The sequence below is a fragment of the Streptomyces sp. NPDC001027 genome, assembly GCF_040299045.1.
In the GTDB taxonomy this organism is placed as follows: Bacteria; Actinomycetota; Actinomycetes; order Streptomycetales; family Streptomycetaceae; genus Streptomyces.
In genome coordinates this window covers 1-18699 of sequence record NZ_JBEPBI010000154.1, presented here as the reverse complement: position 1 = coordinate 18699, position 18699 = coordinate 1, and the positions used below count along the sequence as shown (strand labels likewise).

The 18699-nt window shown below is 73.0% G+C and carries 16 protein-coding genes; 8 read left to right on the top strand and 8 right to left on the bottom strand.

The features are described 5' to 3' along the window. From ABT300_RS30385 to ABT300_RS30360, 6 genes are all read right to left on the bottom strand, one after another. Positions 1–1211 (bottom strand): DUF5682 family protein (locus tag ABT300_RS30385; protein WP_351682301.1); only part of this gene is annotated, 1211 nt, incomplete at its 3' end. Then, on the bottom strand, positions 1208–2347 hold the full coding sequence (locus ABT300_RS30380) for an ATP-binding protein (RefSeq protein WP_351682298.1): 1140 nt from the start codon (positions 2345–2347) through the stop codon (positions 1208–1210). The genes ABT300_RS30380 and ABT300_RS30385, both read right to left, overlap by 4 nt. Beyond that, positions 2344–3960, bottom strand: coding sequence for an SMI1/KNR4 family protein (locus ABT300_RS30375; RefSeq protein WP_351682296.1), 1617 nt, complete (start codon positions 3958–3960; stop codon positions 2344–2346). Before ABT300_RS30375 ends, ABT300_RS30380 begins: the two co-directional genes overlap by 4 nt. Before the next feature lie 28 nt (positions 3961–3988). Beyond that, complete coding sequence (locus ABT300_RS30370) at positions 3989–8995, bottom strand: DNA-binding protein (protein WP_351682293.1); 5007 nt, start codon at positions 8993–8995, stop codon at positions 3989–3991. Between the two features lie 14 nt (positions 8996–9009). Continuing rightward, positions 9010–9870, bottom strand: a complete 861-nt coding sequence (locus ABT300_RS30365) for a DUF4132 domain-containing protein (protein ID WP_351682306.1) — start codon at positions 9868–9870, stop codon at positions 9010–9012. Positions 9871–10227: 357 nt separating this feature from the next. Then, positions 10228–10806 carry a DUF4240 domain-containing protein gene (locus ABT300_RS30360; RefSeq protein ID WP_351682290.1) on the bottom strand — a complete coding sequence of 193 codons (579 nt, stop codon included), beginning with the start codon at positions 10804–10806 and terminating at the stop codon, positions 10228–10230. 474 nt (positions 10807–11280) lie between these two features. Between ABT300_RS30360 and ABT300_RS30355 the strand changes: the two genes are divergently transcribed. The 5 genes from ABT300_RS30355 to ABT300_RS30335 all read left to right on the top strand — a co-directional run bounded on the left by ABT300_RS30355 (position 11281) and on the right by ABT300_RS30335 (position 15456). Then, a complete protein-coding gene (locus ABT300_RS30355) occupies positions 11281–11802 on the top strand; it encodes a DUF4240 domain-containing protein (protein ID WP_351682288.1) in 522 nt (173 codons plus the stop codon). Between the two features lie 193 nt (positions 11803–11995). Further along, positions 11996–13051 (top strand): hypothetical protein, encoded by a 1056-nt coding sequence (locus ABT300_RS30350; protein ID WP_351682285.1) that lies wholly within the window; start codon positions 11996–11998, stop codon positions 13049–13051. A gap of 218 nt (positions 13052–13269) precedes the next feature. Beyond that, complete coding sequence (locus tag ABT300_RS30345; RefSeq protein ID WP_351682283.1) at positions 13270–14337, top strand: aromatic ring-hydroxylating dioxygenase subunit alpha; 1068 nt, start codon at positions 13270–13272, stop codon at positions 14335–14337. After that, on the top strand, positions 14334–14525 hold the full coding sequence (locus ABT300_RS30340; RefSeq protein WP_351682280.1) for a hypothetical protein: 192 nt from the start codon (positions 14334–14336) through the stop codon (positions 14523–14525). The genes ABT300_RS30345 and ABT300_RS30340 overlap by 4 nt, the downstream gene beginning before the upstream one ends. Next, positions 14518–15456 carry a PDR/VanB family oxidoreductase gene (locus tag ABT300_RS30335; RefSeq protein WP_351682278.1) on the top strand — a complete coding sequence of 313 codons (939 nt, stop codon included), beginning with the start codon at positions 14518–14520 and terminating at the stop codon, positions 15454–15456. The genes ABT300_RS30340 and ABT300_RS30335 overlap by 8 nt, the downstream gene beginning before the upstream one ends. 28 nt (positions 15457–15484) lie before the next feature. On the opposite strand, the gene ABT300_RS30330 is transcribed toward ABT300_RS30335, so the two are convergent. Next, positions 15485–16153: an MmyB family transcriptional regulator gene (locus tag ABT300_RS30330; RefSeq protein ID WP_351682275.1), complete on the bottom strand. Its 669-nt coding sequence runs from the start codon at positions 16151–16153 to the stop codon at positions 15485–15487. 241 nt (positions 16154–16394) lie between these two features. On the opposite strand from ABT300_RS30330, the gene ABT300_RS30325 reads away from it, so the two are divergent. The 3 genes from ABT300_RS30325 to ABT300_RS30315 all read left to right on the top strand — a co-directional run bounded on the left by ABT300_RS30325 (position 16395) and on the right by ABT300_RS30315 (position 18181). Beyond that, positions 16395–17048 carry a helix-turn-helix domain-containing protein gene (locus ABT300_RS30325; protein ID WP_351682272.1) on the top strand — a complete coding sequence of 218 codons (654 nt, stop codon included), beginning with the start codon at positions 16395–16397 and terminating at the stop codon, positions 17046–17048. Between the two features lie 32 nt (positions 17049–17080). Beyond that, positions 17081–17611: a toxin-antitoxin system, toxin component gene (locus tag ABT300_RS30320; protein ID WP_351682304.1), complete on the top strand. Its 531-nt coding sequence runs from the start codon at positions 17081–17083 to the stop codon at positions 17609–17611. A 303-nt stretch (positions 17612–17914) separates the two neighbouring features. Continuing rightward, entirely contained in the window at positions 17915–18181 is a 267-nt protein-coding gene (locus ABT300_RS30315; protein WP_351682269.1) for a hypothetical protein, read from the top strand. Positions 18182–18199: 18 nt separating this feature from the next. Here the strand turns inward: ABT300_RS30315 and ABT300_RS30310 are convergent. Continuing rightward, a partial coding sequence (locus ABT300_RS30310) for a 4'-phosphopantetheinyl transferase family protein (RefSeq protein WP_351682267.1) occupies positions 18200–18699 on the bottom strand: 500 nt, incomplete at its 5' end.

Sequence of the window (18699 nt, the reverse complement as noted above, 5' to 3'; positions counted from 1 at the left end):
CGCGGGGCGCCGGGGGCGACTCTGCCCCGGCCGCTGCCGACGAGGATCCCTTCCACGGCCCGGGCGAGGGCCCGGCCGCGGCCCAGCGGCTCCCCCTGGCCCAGCACGGTCGTCAGCGCCTCCAGCACCTCGCTCCGCCCGGGAGCGGGAAGCCCCCGCAGCCGGGCCAGGTCGCAGGCCAGCCGCAGGGTCTCCCTCGCTTCGCCGGTGCCCGCGGTGTGTCCGGCCCCACGCAGGGCACGGCACACGTCGGTGATCGCGCAGGCGGCGGCGTCGTGTACCCGGTCCGGATCCCCGGCGGCGGCGAACATCGCCTGCTGCCAGCGGGGGTCGCGGATGCCGGCGGGGTAACCGGAGCGCGAGTCCAGCAGGTCGAAGGCGTACGGGACGAAGGAGGTGACGACGCTCGAAACGCTCCCGGCGACGCCGGCCATAGCGCTCCCGGCGACGCCCGTCACCGTGCCGTCCGCTCTCTCCGGGGCGCCCGCCGTCGTTGCGTCGACGTCCGCCAACGCCGGGGCGTGGAAGGCCCCGACCACCGCCGCCGCCCGCCGCCCGCTCGCCATGGCCTGCGCCAGCGCGGACCGCATGTACGCCTCCCGCGCCAGGTCCACGGCCGCCACTCCCCCGGACGCCTCCGCGTCCCGGCGCAACGCCCAGCCGACGCCGAGCGCCGCGCGGCGAACCGCCTCCGGAGTGCTCCCCGGTGCGAGGACCTCCACCGCCCGGTCCCACAGGTCGTCGCCGTCGCGTCCGGTACCGGCGGCGGTGAGGGCGTCGGCGAAGACGGTCCGCAGGTCACCGGTCCTGTCGGGCCCGTCAGCGCCCCAGCCGGGGCTGGCCAACGGCAGGTCGCAGCAGAGGACTTCGGCCCCGCGTCGGCGTGCCCAGCGGACCGCGGCCAGCTCCGGGGAGAAGTCCGCGAGGGGGTAGAAGCCGATGCTTCCGTCCTCCCGCGCGCCGGCGAGGGCGACGGGCGCGACCGTGCGGGCGTCGGCGAGGTGGACGAGCCAGGGCTGGAAGTCGGCGGGCAGTTCGACGCAGACGACATCGGCGCCGGACGCGTCGAGCAGCACGGGCACGGCGGCGGCGAGCGCGGGGCTGTGATGACGTACGCCGAGGAGGTAGGGCCGTACGGAATCGGCTAGGGCGGCGACGGCGGCCCGGGGCTCTCCCCGGACCTGGACGCCGTGCGGAACGTGCGTGGTCACCGGAGGTTCTCCCGCAGGTCCCACAGGCGCCGCCAGAGCGCCGAGCCGTCCTCGGCCCGGCGGCGGACCGGGCCGTCCCAGTAGCCGAGGAGGCGGGCGTGGTCGGCGGGGTCGTCCTTGCGGACCACGCCGAGGAGATGGCCGGGGACGAGGTCGAGGGTGTCCCCGGCGGGCAGGTAGGCGGTGGCCACGCCGAGGCCGGTGGCCACCTGGACCGCCTCGGCGGTCGACATCACCGTGCCCGGCCGCTCCACGTCCCAGCCCTCGGCGCAGCGGCCGGTGCGCAGGTCGCGGAAGACGGTGACGAGGACGTCGAGGACCGCGTCGTCCACGCCGAAGGCCGCGCCCGCGCGCTGGACGGCGGCGACCGCTTGGCCGCGGACGAGCGCGATCTCCGCCTCGGGGTCGGCGATCGGGTGGACGGTCTCGAAGTTGAAGCGGCGCTTGAGGGCGGCGGACATCTCGGAGACGCCCCGGTCGCGGAGGTTGGCGGTGGCGATGACGGTGAAGCCGGATGCTGCCGCGATCTGGGCGTCGTCCGTGCCGGACAGTTCGGGGACGCTGACGCGCCGGTCGGAGAGGATCGACACCAGGGCGTCCTGGACCTCGGGCAGACAGCGGGTGATCTCCTCGACGCGGGCCACCCTGCCGGTGCGCATGGCGCTGAGGACGGGTGAGTCGACCAGTGCCCGGCGGGACGGACCCTGGGCGAGGAGGAGGGCGTAGTTCCAGCCGTAGCGGAAGGCGTCCTCGGCGGTGCCGGCGGTGCCCTGCACGGTGAGCGCGCTGGTGCCGCAGACGGCGGCCGACAGCAGCTCGGACAGCATGGACTTGGCGGTGCCGGGCTCACCCACGAGCAGCAGCCCGCGCTCCCCGGCGAGGGTGACCACGCACCGCTCGACCAGCGCACGCTCGCCGACGAACTTGGGGGCGAGGACGAGGCGCTGTCCGGCCGCCTCCAGGGTCCTGCCGTCACTGCCGCAGATGAACGTGACGACGGCACGCGGGGTCAGCGCCCAGCCCGGCGGGCGGGGGCCGTCGTCGTGGGCGGCGAGGAAGGCGAGTTCGGTGGCGTGGCGCTCCTCGACGGGCAGGATCTGCCGGATCGGGGCGGCGGCGGCCGTCGTGGTGCTCATGGACGTCCCTGGTCGTTCGGTAGGGCCGGAGAAGGGTGGTGGCGGGTGTCGAGGAGGCGTCGGCCGTCGCGCTGGGCGGCGTGCCAGTCGGCCCAGCGGTCTCCCGCCTGCGCGGCCAGCAGACCGAAGACCTCGCCGACCCGGTCGACCGCGACGGCCAGGGCGCACAGGCGGTCGACGAGTTCCGCGGACGCTTCGCCGGCGGCGGCCGTCGTGTGCAGCGCGGCCGTCGTGTGCAGTGCCCGGACCAGCGCGACGGTGGCGGCGTCCCGGTCCACGGCGGCGAGGTCACCGGTGAGCAGCCCGTCGAGGGCCTCCACGGTGGCGGGCAGGACGGCGATGTCGAGGAGCGGACGCAGTTCGGGGAGTCTTTCGAGGACCGGTCGGCGCTGGTCTGGTCCGATGCGGGTGAGGGCGTGCAGCACCGCCCAGCGGTCGACGGAGAGGCGTTCGCGCCCCGGCCAGGCGGCGGGAGCAGCCGCCTCGGGCGGATTCGCGCCGAGCATGACCGCGGCCAGGACCAGGTGGACCGGGCTGCGTTCCGCCTCCGGCAGACTGCGTTCGGCGTCGAGGAGTTCCTGCCAGCGTCCGGCCAGGACCAGCGCCGAGGGCAGGCAGCGGGCGGCGCCGGCCGCCGTGGCGAACTCGACGATCCGCTCGCGGGCGGCCGGATCGGGGTCGCTCCGCAGCAGCTCCTCCCGGATCAGCCCCGAGAGGTAGGACCGGAAGGTTCCGTACCAGTGGCCGTTGAGGCCCCCGTAGTCCTGGGGGGACCGCAGCCGTAGCCCGGCTTCCCCCACGGCGGAGGCGTCGAGCCGGTCGCAGGCCCGTTCGGCCTCCGCCTGCCGTACCTCGTGGCGGAGCCAGTCCACGGTCAGGTCGAGGAAGTCCGCCGGAGCCGGATCCCCGACGCCGTCCACCGGCGCGGGGAACCAGGGCAGGCCGGCCAGGGTCCGCCAGTTCGAGGTGTCGGCGAACTCCCGGAGCACGAAGTCGTCGTGCAGATCGTCGTAGCGGTCGTCGGCCGGCTCCTTCAGCTGCCCGTCGTAGCCGAAGCTGTCCAGCCAGACCGTGCCCGCCCAGGGGCCGTTGAGCACGAGCCGGGCCAGCATGTGGCTGCGCGTGGCGCCCAGGATCAGCGTCCCGTCGTCGGGGTCGGCGCCCGCCGGGAGGTCGTAGAAGGCCTGGGCCGGGTCGTCGAACTGGGCGTAGAACTCGCCCGGACCTGCGTCGAAGAAGTCGGCGCCCTGCTCCGCCTCCCACTCGGTGATCTCGTCCGGCCGTCCGGCCCAGGATGCGTGCAACGGGAACGACTTGCGGTGCCCGGGGTCGTCCTTCTCTCCGAAGGGCTGCGCGGCGTACCGCATCAGCCCGGCGCCGGGATCGCCGAACTCCAGCAGATACCTGCGGTAGTTCTCCGGCAGCCTCAGTCCGTTGCGGGTCTCGAACGCGGCCACCTCGCTCTCGTCCAGCGGGACGAACGCCGTGCGCCACACCTGGCCGTCGCCCGGCCGCAACACGTCCCACCGGGCGAGCAGTTCGCGTATGCGGGCAAGCCGCCGGTCGATCTGCTCGTCGTCCAGCGGCCGTCGGGACACAGCCGACTCGATCATCGTGCATTCCTTTCGGTCATGGCGGGCTTCAGCGGCGGCGGCCGGTCTTGACCTTCAGTTCCTCGAAGCGCGGCACATCGCCCTCGCGGATCCGCCGCCAGGCCCTGCGGTACAGGTCGGGGGCCGGTTCGGTCGGTACGAGCTGGCCCAGGCGGACCTCGGCGAGTTCGCCGTAGAGCGGCGGCTTCCACTGCTCCAGCGGCAGACGCGGGGACGCGAGGGCCTCCCAGCCGCCCGGCAGGAACAGCGAGCGTCCGGCGCGGCTGCGGCTCGCTTCCACCACCAGGTCGGTGGAGCCCAGTTCGGCGCGGGCGGCCTTGAGGCGGGCGGGCTTCCAGCCGGTCCAGCGAGCCGTGTTGCGGTCGGTGGGGTCGGGCATCGCGAGGAGCATCAGATAGAGCGCGGCGGCGTCCTCGCCGATGCCGTACTCCTTCGCCGCCTCGGTCACGAGCTCCGGCACGGAACGGGTGGGGTCCTGCGGATACCAGGCGCCGTCCTTGTCGCGCACACCGGCGACCGGATCGCCCGGGTCGTCGAGCAGGGCCGCGAACCGCGCAGAGCGGGCGAGGCGCAGCGCCGCCTCGGCCGCGAACGGCGCCCCGTCCCGGGCGAGGCGCAGCGCGGGCAGGTACGGGTCCTGGCCGTCCGCGTCGAGGAGGGCGACGTACAGGGCGGGGGCGGGCTGGTCGTCGTAGGTGGCCATGACGATCGCGCCGTACCGCTCGTAGCCGCCGGCGACCTCGGTGGGCTGACCGGCTGCCTTGCGGAAGTCGGGCAGGTGAACGTACTGGACGAGGTCGAGCAGCAGTCCGGGGTGGGCCAGCCGGTCCCGTATCGCGGCGAGGACGGCGGGCAGCGCGGCGCGGATCGGGTCGCCGGCCGGCAGCCGATGCGCCAGCCAGGCCGCCACGGCGACCGTGTCGATCAGGGTGGCCGCGGTGAACCCGACGGCGTGCTCGTCGACCGGTGCAGCCCGGTCCCCGGTGACCGACCACTCCAGGTCCCGGCTCAGGCGGGGCTCGGAGGCGGGGTCGAGCAGCGCGGCCAGCGTCGAGTGCTCGGCGTTCAGCACGCGCTGCGCCTCGCCGAGCAGCGCCTCGGGCACGATCCTTCGCCTGCCGACCTCGCTGTTCCACACCTCGGCGGCGGCTGCCGTGTCGGGGCCGTCCGTCCACAGCCGGGCCGGGTCGGACGGCAGCAGCGCGGCGACGACGGCCCTGAGGGCGGCGATGGGGGTCTTGCGCAGTTCGTCCTTGGCCAGGGAGGCGTCCGTCGCCTTCACCCGGAGCACGGCCCGCGCCTCGGGGGTGAGGAAGGACCGTTCGTCGCTGTCCACCTGCGGCAGTCCCGCCACGATCAGCCGGGCCATCGTCGGGGTGACCCCCGTCAGCAGGGCGAACTCCTCTGCCGCCGCCGGGATCCACGGGGCCGGTCCGCGTTCGTCCAGGTCGGCGAGGAACGTCGTGAGCCAGCCTGCGTCGCGGTCCTCGCCGACCTGGTAGGCGGCTTCGACGGTGTAGGGAGCGGGGACCTCGAAGCGGTCGGCCGGGTCGTGGAAGAGCGCGTCGAAGTCGCAGCCCTCCTTCACGTCACGCGAGGTGCACTTGGCGACCGCGAGGAAGGCGCCGCCGTCCAGGTGCAGCACGCCCCGCCAACTGCCCTCGCGCCACTCGCCTTCCGGGGTGCGCAGATGGCGCGCCTCGACCTGGAGGGAGACCCGGCGCCAGCGCAGGGGCCCGGCGGCCGAGCTCAACCCGAGTGCGTCGAACTCCCGCAGCAGCGCCACCAGAGCCTGCCGGTGCTCCGCCGGGGTGGTGGCGGACGCGACCCGGAACGCCGTCGCCGTGAAGAAGTCGGCCACGGGCTCGTCGTACAGGTAGCCGTCGGGCAGTTCGGGGCCGTCGAGGTGAAGGCGCGGGGTCGGTGCGAAGTCGTCGGCCCCGCCCAGAGCGGGCGCGGACCCCTCGGAGCCGCCAGGAGCCGCCACGACGTCGTGGGAGCCGTGCACGACCGACGCGGCGCCGTCGACCGCGCAGGAGTCCCCTGCCGAGTCGGCGGTCGTGTGCGAAGCCGCCGCGGAGTCCTCCGCCGCGCGCAAGCCCCCCACCGAGCCGTCGGCCGGATCCGAGTCCTCGCCCGCTCGCATCGCCCGCTTCAACACCCGGAGCCGCCGGAAGACGTTGTCGCGGTCGGCCCCGTAGTGGTACCAGCCGGCCCGGGAGCCGTCGAGGCCGCTGAGCGCGTCGCGCAGCAGGCGGTCGGAAGGACCGGCCGGGCCCTCGTCCTCCTCGGCGCCGGCGAGCTCCGCGGTCAGCCGGGTCGCCGCCGCGTCGAGGACCTTCTGCTGCTCGGCGGCATACCGCACCACGCCCGCGATGCCCGCCAGGAGCGCCTTGTCGGTGACCTGGTGCAGCAACTCCAGCACGTCACCCGTGAGTTCGGCCTTGAGCAGGGCCCGGGCGGCGTCGTCGTCGATGGCGCGCAGGGCCGCGGAGCCCTGCGGGTCCCGGGGCCGCAGACAGTGCCAGTACCGCAGCGGCGGCAGGATGGGGACGCCCTCCGCGAAGTCGCCCGGAGCGCCGTCCACCCTCGCGGTGGCCGTCACGACGCCGTCCTGGTCGACGAGGTGAATGCGCCAGTCGTCCCGGGTCGCGGCCACGGGCCGGTCGGCGCCGGGGAACAGCACTGCGGCGTACGGCGCTCCGAGGTCGGCCGGCACGGTGACCTGGCGTCCGGCCAGGTCCTCGCCGCGCCGGGAGCCGTCGGGCAGGCGTACCACGCGCCAGCCGAGCAGTCCGTCCACCGGCACTCCGGCGGGGGTGACCTCGTCGAAGGGGTAGGGCGTCAGCGAGCCCCGCACCCGGGCGCCCTCCCCATGAACGTCGGCGAGGAAGGCGGGCACGCTCTCGCGGCCGAGTCTCCCGGTGGCCGGGTCGCTCTCGAGCCAGCCGTCGCCTCCCCAGGTCCAGTAGGAGGCGCCGTCCCCGAGCAGTTTCGCCTCGATGGGCACGGTGGTGTCGCCGCGGTGCAGGACGCCGGCGCCGGTGATCCGGCCGCCGCCGGGCAGGGGCAGGGTCGGGACGCCGGTGTCCTCCCGGTACCAGTCCATCCGGGTGCCCCGGCCGTCGTGGGCGCCCGCCAGGGTCAGGACCCGGTCGGGGCTGTGGTGCCAGTATCCGCGCAGGCCGTGGTCGTGGGTCCGCCAGTAGACGAGGAGTTCACCGTCCACGAAGTGGAAACCGGGGTCACCGTAGGCGCCCTGGGCGGGCAGCCGCAGATCGTGGGTGAGCACGGCGCCCTCGGGTCCGATCACCCGGACCTGCGCGGAACCGGCGGTGATGACATACGGCCAGGCGTCGGCGACGTACAGGTCCTGGACCCGCTCCCCGGGCACGAGCTCCCTGGCCGCCTCTTCCCAGGCGGGCCAGCCGAGTTCGTCGATGAGCCCGGCCCTGAGCGTGCGGGCGAGCAGCGGGCCCAGGTCGGTGGCGGCCACCTCCCGGATCTCCTCCTCGGCGAGCCTGAGCGCCTCGCCGGGGAGCCACTTCAGCCGCTTCAGCGCGTCGGGCAGGCCGGGCAGGCCGGTGGTGATCGAGCGGCGCGCGACCTCGCGCACCCAGTCGGCCAGCATCGGCCTTCCGCCGGGCGACTGGATGAGGGCCCGGATGGTGTCCAGGTCGTCCTCGTCGCCGTCGAACGTGTCGGCCGCCTTGTGGAAGACGTCCCGGAACCGCTCGGCGGCGGCGAAGGCGAGCAGGTCGCGCCGGTTCTCGCCCTTCGCCCACCGCGCCAGCTCGATCTGGTGGTAGACGCCTGCGGGCACGTCCAGAGCGAGCAGCAGGTCCAGCAGGTCCAGATCGTGTCCGGCGCACAACTGCCCTCCGGACACGCCGAGTTCGGCGCGCAGCCGGTCGGCGGACAGCTCGGTGAGCCGGTACAGGGCGGGCAGTTGCGTGGGCTCGTGGTAGCTCTGTGCCCTCGCCTGGAACTCCAGGAAGCGGACGAACCAGCCCACGGTGCCGTCGTGCGGCCGCTCCTCGTCGGACCGCGAGTCGTCCCAGACCCCCGCAAGGGCCCCGGACTCCTCCAGAAGGTCCAGCCACAGCAGCAGTGCATCCTGGTCGCCGGTGTCGGGCATGAGGTTCAGCAGCGTGCCGCGCACCGCGGGCTCTCGTCGGGCCAGGGCGACGACGGCCGCGCGGTGGCGTTTCCACCAGCCCGGCGCCGCCTTCGCCGTGGCGGACAGCGCGAGCAGGCCGGCCACGTAGTCCTGCTCGACCGCGCCCCCGTCCCGGCCGGCCGCGCGGGCCAGTTTCCGGACGTCGCTCGCCAGCTGGGCGGACGGCACGAGTCCGCCCGCGGTGCGCCGTACGCACATCCGCGTGAAGCGCTCCAGCGCCTCCGGGGCCGGCACCCGGGCGGCCAGTTCCCTGCCGTATCCCGAGAGCGCCGTCGCCGTCAGCCCCCCGGCGAGGGCGAACTCCAGGAACACCGCGTCCAGCCGCTCCTCGTCCACCGCGAGCCCGTACTCGGCCTCGGCGGCGCGGGCCCGGCCGAACATCTGCGCCGCGTAGACGGGGTTCTCCGCCGACACGAAGACCCGGCCGGCCTGTTCGTGGAAAGTGGGCAGGAAGTGCGGGACGGCCAGGGCGAGTTGCCGGGCGGTCTCCCGGTAGGCGTCCAGGGCGGCCTTCGGACGGGACTTCGCAAGGCGTGCGATCCGCTCCAGCTCCGGCACGACGGCCAGCGCATGGTGGCCGTCCTGCGGGTGGTGCACCAGCACCCACTCCGGGAACCCGAGCGCCTGACGTGCCCCGAGCCCGACCTCGACCGGTTCCGCGCACGTCTCGAGGCCGAGGTAGCCGGCGGCCAGATCCTCCGCCGCGCCCAGCTCCCCGGCCACCAGCCGCACGACCACACGGTCGTCCAGCCCCGGATGGGTGTACGACCGTGCCGTCAGCGGCACCGCCCGCTCCCCCGCGCCTTCCGTGCCGAGCGGCAGCACCGCACCGGCCGGCAGTTCCTCGTACGACATCCGTGCTCCCCCGCTCACGCGCCCGCCCCCTCTTCGATCTCGCGCCCGGCGTACAGCGCCGCGGCCATCCGCATCCCCTCCGACCAGGCCACCGGGCCGACCTCCGCCGGCCGCAGCCGACGGCCCTGCGGGTCGAGCCAGGACAGCGCGCCGGTGTGCACCTCGTAGTCCCACGGCTCCCCGATCCACACGGCCGCCTCGACGGTGCGCTCCCCGTCGCGCACCCGGCAGGTGGCCAGGGAGCCGGAGACCCGGTAGCCGAGCGAGGCGGCACGCGCGGTGAGCGCGGAACGCCAGAACCGGCCCCCGGCGAACTCGGAGACGTCCCTCGCCTTCTCGTCCAGGTCCTCGGGCTTGCGCCAGGTCGCCCGGTGGAGCTGCTCGACGCGCTGCACGATCCCCAGCTCGGCCGCGAACCCGCGCAGGTCCTCCAGGTCCGGCAGCAGCACCGGGTGCGCGAACGTCACGGTCCGCGGGCGGAGCCGTACGGTCTCGCCGTCGAGGTCGACCACCCGCAGCTCACCGGCCTGCGTGACGTCCCGCAGGAAGCCCGCCTCGTCCGCTCCGTCGCCGACCACCACGAGGTCGCGCAGCGCAGACCGCCAGGCCTCGTCGGGCCAGACACGGGCGACCAGTTCCGTGGGCGCCGGCAGCGACGACACCATCCAGGTGTCCACCTGTGCCACACACGCGGCATCGTGCCGCTCCAGCCACTCGGCGAAGCGGCGCAGCCGCTCCACCTGCGGGTGGTCCTTGAGCGCCTTCGGCAGCGACTTCAGCTGTCGCCCCGCCGACCGGCCGGACGTGGCCCTGGCCGCCACCCGCCCCTCTACCAGGGCGACCTCGTACGCGTCACCCGCCGCAAGCCAGCCCACCGGCCCCGCCTTCCGCATCAGGAGAACTCGAATCGACACACCGTCCGCCGGGATCCGGCACTCGGTGTGACGATGAGCGGAACGCTAGGAGCAGCCACTGACAGTCGCCCGGGCGAATCTCTCCGGCGTACCCCGAGTCAAGCCTGTGACCTGGGGCGACGCATCCGGGGAACCACGTAATCGCGGTACGTACTACCCGGGGAGAGGCGGGACCTGGCCCCCGTGGGGTCGGCGCCCGACGGTGCGGGACCTGCTTCCGGGCGACGCCGTCGTCGTGCGGCGGAGTCCTGGGGAGTGCGCCGTGCGTGGGGTGTTCACCGCGGAAAGGCGCTGAGGGTTCCGTCGGCCTAGGTGATCTCAGTCGAGGAAGAGCGCCGCAAGCCGTGGGAGGCGGCGCCTCATCTGCTCCTCGTCTTCGGGGTCCCGGTTCCATTCCTCACCCAGCAGCCGCTCCGGACGCGCCATGCCGCTCAGCGCAGTCGCGACCGCCGTGTCGAGCGAGTCGGTCTCCCCCTGGACCCTCTCGTAGGCATCCGAGATCAGATGGCTCACGCACTCGTAGCCGATCCAGCCCCCTTCCTCACGGCTCATGCGGATCACCGTAGGCAATGCGGCGAGGGAGTCGGGATTCGCCACCGCACGGCTGAACGCGTCCCGCCCGAGAAGGATCAGCCCGCCACGGAAGTCCATGAATCCGTCGCTGGTGAGGCTGCCCTCCATCAAGTAGGCGGCCATGCTCAACGAATGCCGGTAGGCCGAATCCTGCACCTCGACGTACGTGACGTAGAAGTCGATGATCTCGGCCGGCTCCAGCGCGGCAAGGACACCGACCAGCGCCTCAGGCAGCGGATCATCCGGCAGTTCACGATCGTCGGCGCGGTCACCGACCGCGGCCCGGGCCATGTCGACAAGCCGCCACCATGCATCCATGTCCATGACGGCGCGGCGTGAGCCGTTTCCCACGACGGCCGCCCCTCTTCCTGTCCGGCACTGGCCGCGTAGACCGCGCCGGGGTCGTACTCCTCCAGGGGACGGCCCAGGAGGACCGCGAAGGCGTCGGCGAACCGTGCGTCCCAGCCGCCGTCCGCCGACGGCGACGCCGAACCGGCGCGGGAATCCCCGAGAACGGAAGAGGCAGAGGGTTCGAGCGCCATCCCGGAACCATAGTCACGCCCGACGACATCACTCCCGTGGAGAGCCACCCCCGATACGGATTCCCGTGGCGAGTTACGTGGTTCCACGTACCCGCCCGCCTTCCGGACGGACGTTGTTCGACGCCCTGCATGCCGCTGCACCGCGCAAAGAGAACCGAAGGGGATGCGAAGGTGCGCCCAGTGCTGTTGCTGATGCACGTCGGTGGACACGGCTTTCGCAGGAAGAGCGACCTTGAGCCTGTGTAAGGATCGAACCATGAACGACATACGTTTCTGGTCCCTCATCGCATCGTTCGACTGGGAACGAGCCGGCGATGACGAGGCGGTGCTCGCTCCTGCCTCACAGGTCCTTCGAGGACTGTCGCCTGAGGAGATCGTCGCGTTCGAGGATCTGCTCGCCGCCAAGCTCTACGCCCTGGACACGCGAGAGCACGCTCGTTGGTGCTATCAGGGGGAGGCGGATCCCGACGACGGAGACGATTACATCTCCGCCGACGACTTCCTGTACCGACGCTGCGTGGTGGTGGCGAACGGCAGGGAGTTCTACGAGGGGGTACTCGCGGATCCCTCACGTTTCCCGACCGGAATGGAATTCGAGTCTCTCCTGTATCTCGCCGGCAACGCCTACGAGGCCCGGACCGGAATGCCGAATGACCGGCTCACGAGCGTGTCCTGGGAGAGCTTCAGCAACACCGCCGGATGGCGCCCCGCCCAGAGCACGACGGCAGGCCGCTATAACGGGCCCGAGGTGCCGCCGCTGAACCGCCGGCCTGCATAGAGCCGCTTCCTCTCCACGGCGGCGGGCCCTCGGAACAGGTGAGTGAGACGCTGACGCAGTGACAGCACGGAACAAGACCTTCCAGGCCCATTTGCGGCAGGCCGCCACCGACATCTTGGAGCACGTCCCCGAGCAGCTGAGACGTGAGATATACGGCCCCTGACGTGAATCCGGTCTCCGACCGGGAGAGGCGGTGATCGCGGTGGCGATTTCCTGGGCGACGCGGGAATTGCTCGACAGGTACGTCGGTGATCCGACTGCGGTGACTCGGCGGTGGGAGTCGACGGTCGTGGACGTGGTGCTGCGGTACGGGTCGCGATCCGATGTCGAAGCGCTGCTCCCGGTGTTCCTCGACGAGCCCGGTGCGCGCGAGGCTCTGGTTCCGGTATTCGCTCGCCATGGAGATGTCCGTGTGGGCGAACGCCTGCTGGAAGCGAGTGTCGAGGCGGGCAGGCTGCGCGACGGTGTGCCGACCGGTGTGCTGCACGCTGTCGGCTACCTGGGATGCGAGTCGGCCGAGCGGATGCTGTGGGAACACGTCGAGGGTCCGCACCAGGAGTCGACGGACGCGTGCCTGGGGTTGCTGAACCTGTCGTGTCGAGGTCTGAGGACCGACATCGCGGAGGCTCTGGAGCGGTACGTCGGCTCCCCCTTGTTCCCTGAGTTCCTGCCGATCCTCGCCACGAAGACGAGTGATCCGTCATGGTTGGGAAAGCTCGTCGAATGGGGTGAGGGCGGGGCGTCCACCGACTGCAACGGCGGGCTGATCCTGGGCATCGCCCTCCATGGCGACGCCGCACGTGCCGCATTCACCGGGCTGTTGTGGAATCCGCACTGGGAGGCGTACGGCGGCGGGACAGGATCGGACTACTGGGCGTATGCGGGCGCACGTGTGCTGGGGCTCGGCATGCCGGAGCTGTACGCCGCGCTGCTCGAGCGGTTGGATTCCGATTCGGGCTCCGACGACGAACGGCACTGCGTCGAGACATTCGCCGCCATGCTGACTCACTGGGTGGACCGTGGATGGCTCGGGCTGCGTATGGCGCCTGATCCGGATGAGAGCAGTGACGCGCTGTGCGGTCTTCTGTTCGAGTGGTCCTCGCCCCATGAGGACGACTCGCTGATCGGCCTGGCCGGCCGTCTGCTCGGCCACGACGACAGCCTTGTCACCCGGTTGCGCTGCCTGGAAGCGACCCTGCGGAGCGAGGCGAGACACGAGCTGGAGCTCCGCGTGGTCAAGTCTCGGTGAGGTGCGAATCCCTGCCGACCGTTACGTCGGACCGGCGGACACATGCCCCCCCTGCCGCCCACCGGCACGTGACCTCGCGCGACTCTGACCAGCCTCTTTGCAGAATCTCTTCCGCCTGGCAGAAGCCGTCTTGCCGAGCCCGCGCCCGCCTCACGACCCTGATCTCAACCACGGCACCGCGGGGCGACGGAGCCCCGCCGACAGGGACGGGAACTGCCATGCCGCACACCACCGCATTCGCCAGGAACCAGTGGTACGTCGCCGCCTACAGTCACGAGGTCGGTCGCGAGGAGCTGCTCGGGCGGACGGTCCTCGGGGAGCCGCTGGTCTTCTACCGGACCGAGGAGGACGGCGCGCCCGTCGCGCTGCACGACCGGTGCGTGCACCGCCGCTTCCCGCTCTCCGAGAGCCGGCTGGACGGCGACCGGATCGTGTGCGGCTACCACGGGTTCACCTACGACACGACCGGCGCCTGCGTGTACGTGCCGGGGCAGAAGCGCGTCCCGCGCACCGCCCGGGTCACCGCCTACCCGGTCGTCGAGCAGGACTCCCTGGTGTGGGTGTGGATCGGCGACCCGGATCTCGCCGACCCCGAGGCCGTGCCGCGCGCCCGGCATCTGGACTCCCCCGGCTGGACGACCGTGCGCGGCATGGAGCCGATCGACGCGGACTACGGACTGCTCGTCGACAACCTCCTCGACCTGTCCCACGAGACGTATCTGCACGGCGGATACATCGGCACGCCCGAGGTCGCCGAGACGCCGATCACCACCGAGGTCGACGAGGGCGCCGGGATCGTCCGGGTGAGCCGGCACATGGACGACGCCGAGTGCCCGCCCTTCTACGCCCGTTCGACGGGGATCGAGGGGCGGATCACCCGGTGGCAGGACATCGAGTACCACGCGCCGTGTCTGTACCTGCTGCACAGCCGCATCGCGCCGGTGGGCGTGCTGCCGGAGGCCGACGGGAGCGACCCGAACGGGTTCCACACCGAGATCACGTACGCGATCACCCCGTCCGCCGACGGCAAGGTGTACGACTTCTGGATGGTCTCGCGGGACTGGGCGACGGACGACGACGAGGTCACCGAGTTCCTGCGCGGCAACAACCACACGGTGGTCATGCAGGACGTCGACGCCCTCAACCTGCTGCAGAGGACGCTGGGTTCGGAGCGGTCCGGCTACCAGGAGCTGAGCATCAACATCGACACCGGCGGCCTCGCCGCCCGCCGCATCCTCGCCCGGCTGGTGGAGGAGGGCGACAAGCCGGTGGAGCGGGTCCTGTGAGCGGTCCCGCCGGCGAGGTCTACCGCATCGACTGGCTGCCGGGCACCGACGTCCTGCACGGCACCTGCCACTGCGGAGCCGAGCACGCCGCGCAGGACCCGGTGCAGATGTGGGAGTGGATGCTCGCCCACCCCGAGGGACATGAGCCGCACGGACCCGAGCCGCGGAGGGAAGCACCTCATGAGTGACGTTCACGAAGTCGAACTCGTCGTCGAACGGCGCGAGTTCGCGGCCGACGGGGTGCTCGCCCTGACCCTGCGCCATCCTCTGGGCGAACCGCTGGCGGCCTGGGAGCCCGGCGCCCACGTCGACGTGGTCCTCGGGCCGGGGCTGGAACGGCAGTACTCGCTCTGCGGCGACCCGGCCGACCGCGGCGCCTGGCGGATCGCGGTGCTGCGCGAGCCGGCGGGGCGCGGCGGGTCGGCCCATGTGCACGACGAGGTGCGGCAGGGCGACAAGGTCCGGGTGCGCGGTCCGCGCAACCACTTCGCCCTGCTCCCGGCGGCCCGCTACCGGTTCATCGCGGGCGGCATCGGGATCACACCGGTGCTGCCGATGCTGGCGGCGGCCGAGGCGGCGGGCGCCGAGTGGACCCTGCTGTACGGGGGCCGCACCCGCGGCTCCATGGCGTTCACCGGCGAGCTGGCACGGTACGGGGAACGGGTCACGGTCGCGCCGCAGGACGAGACGGGACTGCTGGACCTCGCCGCGGTGCTGGACGAGCTGCCCGAGGACGCCCTCGTCTACTGCTGCGGCCCCGCTCCCCTGCTCGACGCGGTGGAGGAGCGCTGCCCGGCCGCCGCGCTGCACGTCGAACGGTTCCAGGCCAGGGAGCAACCCGCGGGCACGGACGCAGAGTTCGAGGTCGAGCTCGCGCAGAGCCGCCGTACGGTGACCGTCGCGCCGGGCGTTTCCGTGCTGGACACGGTGCGCGCGGCCGGAGTCGAGGTGCTCTTCTCCTGCACCGAGGGCACCTGCGGCACCTGTGAGACCGATGTGCTGGAGGGCGTGCCGGAGCACCGCGACTCGGTGCTGACCGCCGCGGAGCGGGAGGCCGGGGAGACCATGATGATCTGCGTGTCCCGATGCCGCGGGAGGAGACTGGTCCTCGACCTGTGACCCGCGGGACGCCGACGCCCCCAGGGCCTCAGGCCTCGGCCGCCGGCACCACGCTCAGATGGCTCGCGGCGCGGCGCACGCCGCGCGCCCTGCGGGCGGCGGGGGCGGGACGTGCCTCGCGCAGCACCATCGTCAGGCGCGTGTAGCCCATGTCCCGCAGAGCCCTCGGGGTGTCCTCGACGATGCGGCAGTCCGTGGCGCCCCAGCGCGGGTCGGGATGCACCAGCGGGCGGACCGCCCCGTCGTGCTCCGCGGCTCCCTCGCCGACCGCGCGGATCCAGTGCGGCAGGCCGTACCGGTAGGCGGCGTCCATGATCGGGTCCTGGGCGATCTCACGGCGGATCGCCAGCAGCCCGTGGTCGTGTCCGTGCCGTTCCACGGCCGCCGCGAAGCCGGCGAGCATCGGCAGGCACCAGCCGGCCTCGTGGTCGCCGAGCACCGAGGGCGCGTCGGGATGGAAGAGCACGAAGCGCAGGAAGTTGTCACCCGGCTGGGCCGTCGGATGCGGGCCCACCGCACGGAAAAGTGACGCGAAAGCAGCGTTGGACTGCACCACGTCCCAGCGGTGGTCCACCACGACGGACGGGAAGGGGACGGATTCCAGGTAGAGGGCGCAGTCCTGCAGATACGCCTGGGCCTCGGGTCCTTCGGGGACGGGACGCGGCACGGACCGCTGCCCACCTGCCTGATATGCCATCGGGAGGTCACCCCTCTTGCCTCTGCGGCCTTCACGCGGCGCCCCGATCCTGCTGCCGAGGAGCAGGCATGTCAACTATCGTGGCATTCGGTGCTCGTTGACGGCTGAAATTGGCCACAGTTGTGGCGAGACCTGGATGTGAGTTCGAAACACCCGCTACTCTCCACAAGTTCACGGCGACCGTCTGTGCCGCCGGGCGTGTCCCGGTGAGGGGAACGTGAGAGACCTAGGAGACCTGTCGGTGGCGGAGGATGGCTTCGAGGTTGCGGACGCCACGGCGACGGTGCTGCTGTCGGCCGTCGTCGCCCGTGTCGCCGCGCTCGCCGACCGTCTCGGCGTGCCGCACACGGAGGTCTTCGGCACCGGACGGCTGTCCGTCGCCTCCGGTGTCCCCGAGCCCGTGGTCAGGGCCCTGCTGAGCGGCCGGCCGGCCGGCGAGCCCGATGTGCAGGCCCGTTTCCTGCAGCGCCTGGACCTGCTGCGCCGCACGCGGCTCAAGCCGAACGGCCGCAGGCACACCCAGCAGGAGATCGCCGACGGCGCCGGCATGTCGCGCCAGCAGGCGGGCGCCCTCATCAACGGCGACCGGCGTCCCACGATGGAGCACTGCGACGCCCTTCAGCGCTTCTTCCGCGTGCACGCGGGCTTCCTCACCGCGGAGGACCCGGAGGCGCTCGCCGGGGCGCTGCAGCACACCGAGCAGGAGCTGCTGCAAAAGCTCGCCGCCCGGGAGGCGGCGGCCGCCGCGGCGGACCCGCTGGAGCGGCTGCTGCAGGACCACGGCGTGCGCGGGATCGCGTGGCGGGCCGCTCAACTGCCCACCGACCAGCACCGCGACAAGGTCGCCGAGTGGCTGGACATGCTCCTGGAGAGCGTGAAGCGGCCCGAGTCGTGATCCGGGGGAGAAGCGTGAGCATCGCGAAGGAAATGCGCCGGCTCAGCGGCGAACTGGTCTCGGAGCTGACCCTCCCGGCCCCCGCCCCGCCGGCCGACCTGTACACCGCTCTGTGCGACGGGATGAGCAGACGGCGCGGCCGCCCCGTGCACTTCCGGATGGCCCCCTTCCCCGCGGACACGGCCAGCGGGCTGTGGCTCGACATGGCCGACCAGGACCTCGTCGTCATCGAGGAACGCACCGCGCCCGACCACCAGTTGGTGATCCTCGGGCACGAGCTGTGGCACATGAAGGCGGGGCACTGCGGCCAGCACGTCGAGGGCGCCGCGGTCGCGGCCCGTTTACTCAGCGACGGAGCGGACCTGCGGGCGACGGTCCGCAGCGTGGCCGCGCGCACCCGTTTCGACCTGGCCGACGAACGACAGGCCGAGAGCTTCGGTCTGCTGCTGGCCAGCAAGTGCCGCACCTGGCTGCCGGGTTCGTCGCCGCGGGGCCGCGGCCAGCGGGACCACCTGGCGGGCCGTATCGAGGCCTCGCTCGGGTACCTGGGTCCGCAGAACTGAGCGCCGTCGCGGCGCCGTCGGGGGGGCGCGCGCCGGGCGCGTTCAGAAGGCGACGGACCTTCGCGCACCCCGTCCCGATCCGGGCCGCAGGCAGCCCGCGGACATGCCTTTCACGCAGCTCAGGAGACGTTTCCCGGGCGTATGACGGCCACGACGGCGGCTGCGCTGAGCGGGCGAACCGACGCGCGGGACGGCCGGATTGTCAGTGGTGGGCGGCAAGCTGGTGGTGCGCCGCCGCACGGTGGCGTACGCGCCGTGGGGGCGCGTGGCAGCCGACGACGCCGACACGGGGAGAGCAGACCGATGCCCACTGCCGTACTGACCGACCGCGAACGCACCGCCGTCCAGGCCTACCTCCGGCTGCTGCACACCGTGCGCGCCGCCTTCGGCGACGCGGAGGGCGGTGCGCGCCTCGGCGCCGCGCGGCCGCCGCACGACCACGACCGTCTGCCCCCGGTGGTGCCGCCCGCCGTCCTGGCGGAGGCCGAGCAGGCACTGGCCGACGCGGGACTGGCCGGCAACGAGGAGGAGTTCTTCCGGCTGCTGCACAGCTGGTGCCCCGGCAGATGACCGGGGCGACCGGCCGCCTCAGCCGTGCGGCACCGTCACCGCCGTGGCCACCAGCCCGTGCCGTACGGCCCAGCGGCCGTCGAAGCGCTCGACCCGGCGCCCGCCGACCACCGGCCCCGGGACGAGCAGCCGGGCCCGGAAGCCGCCCTGCGCGCCCGCGGCCGGCCCGGCGTCGACGACAGCGTGGCGGGCGTCGGCCGTGAGGGCGATGTCGGCCTCGTCGAAGTCCAGCCACAGGCCGGTGAGGGGGAACCACGCCTTGTAGACGGACTCCTTGGCGCTGAACAGGATCCGGTCCCAGTGGACGTCGGGGCGGTCCGCGGCCAGCCGTTCGAGCCGCGCCGCCTCCTCGGGCAGGGCGATGGCGTCCAGCACTCCCTCGGGCAGCGGCCCGTCCGGCTCGGCGTCGACGCCGAGCGAGGCCAGGTCGGCGGCCCGCGCCAGGGCCGCCGCGGAGTAGTCCGCGCAGTGCGTCATGCAGGCCCGGACGCCCTCCGGCCCGAGCGGAAGAGCCCACG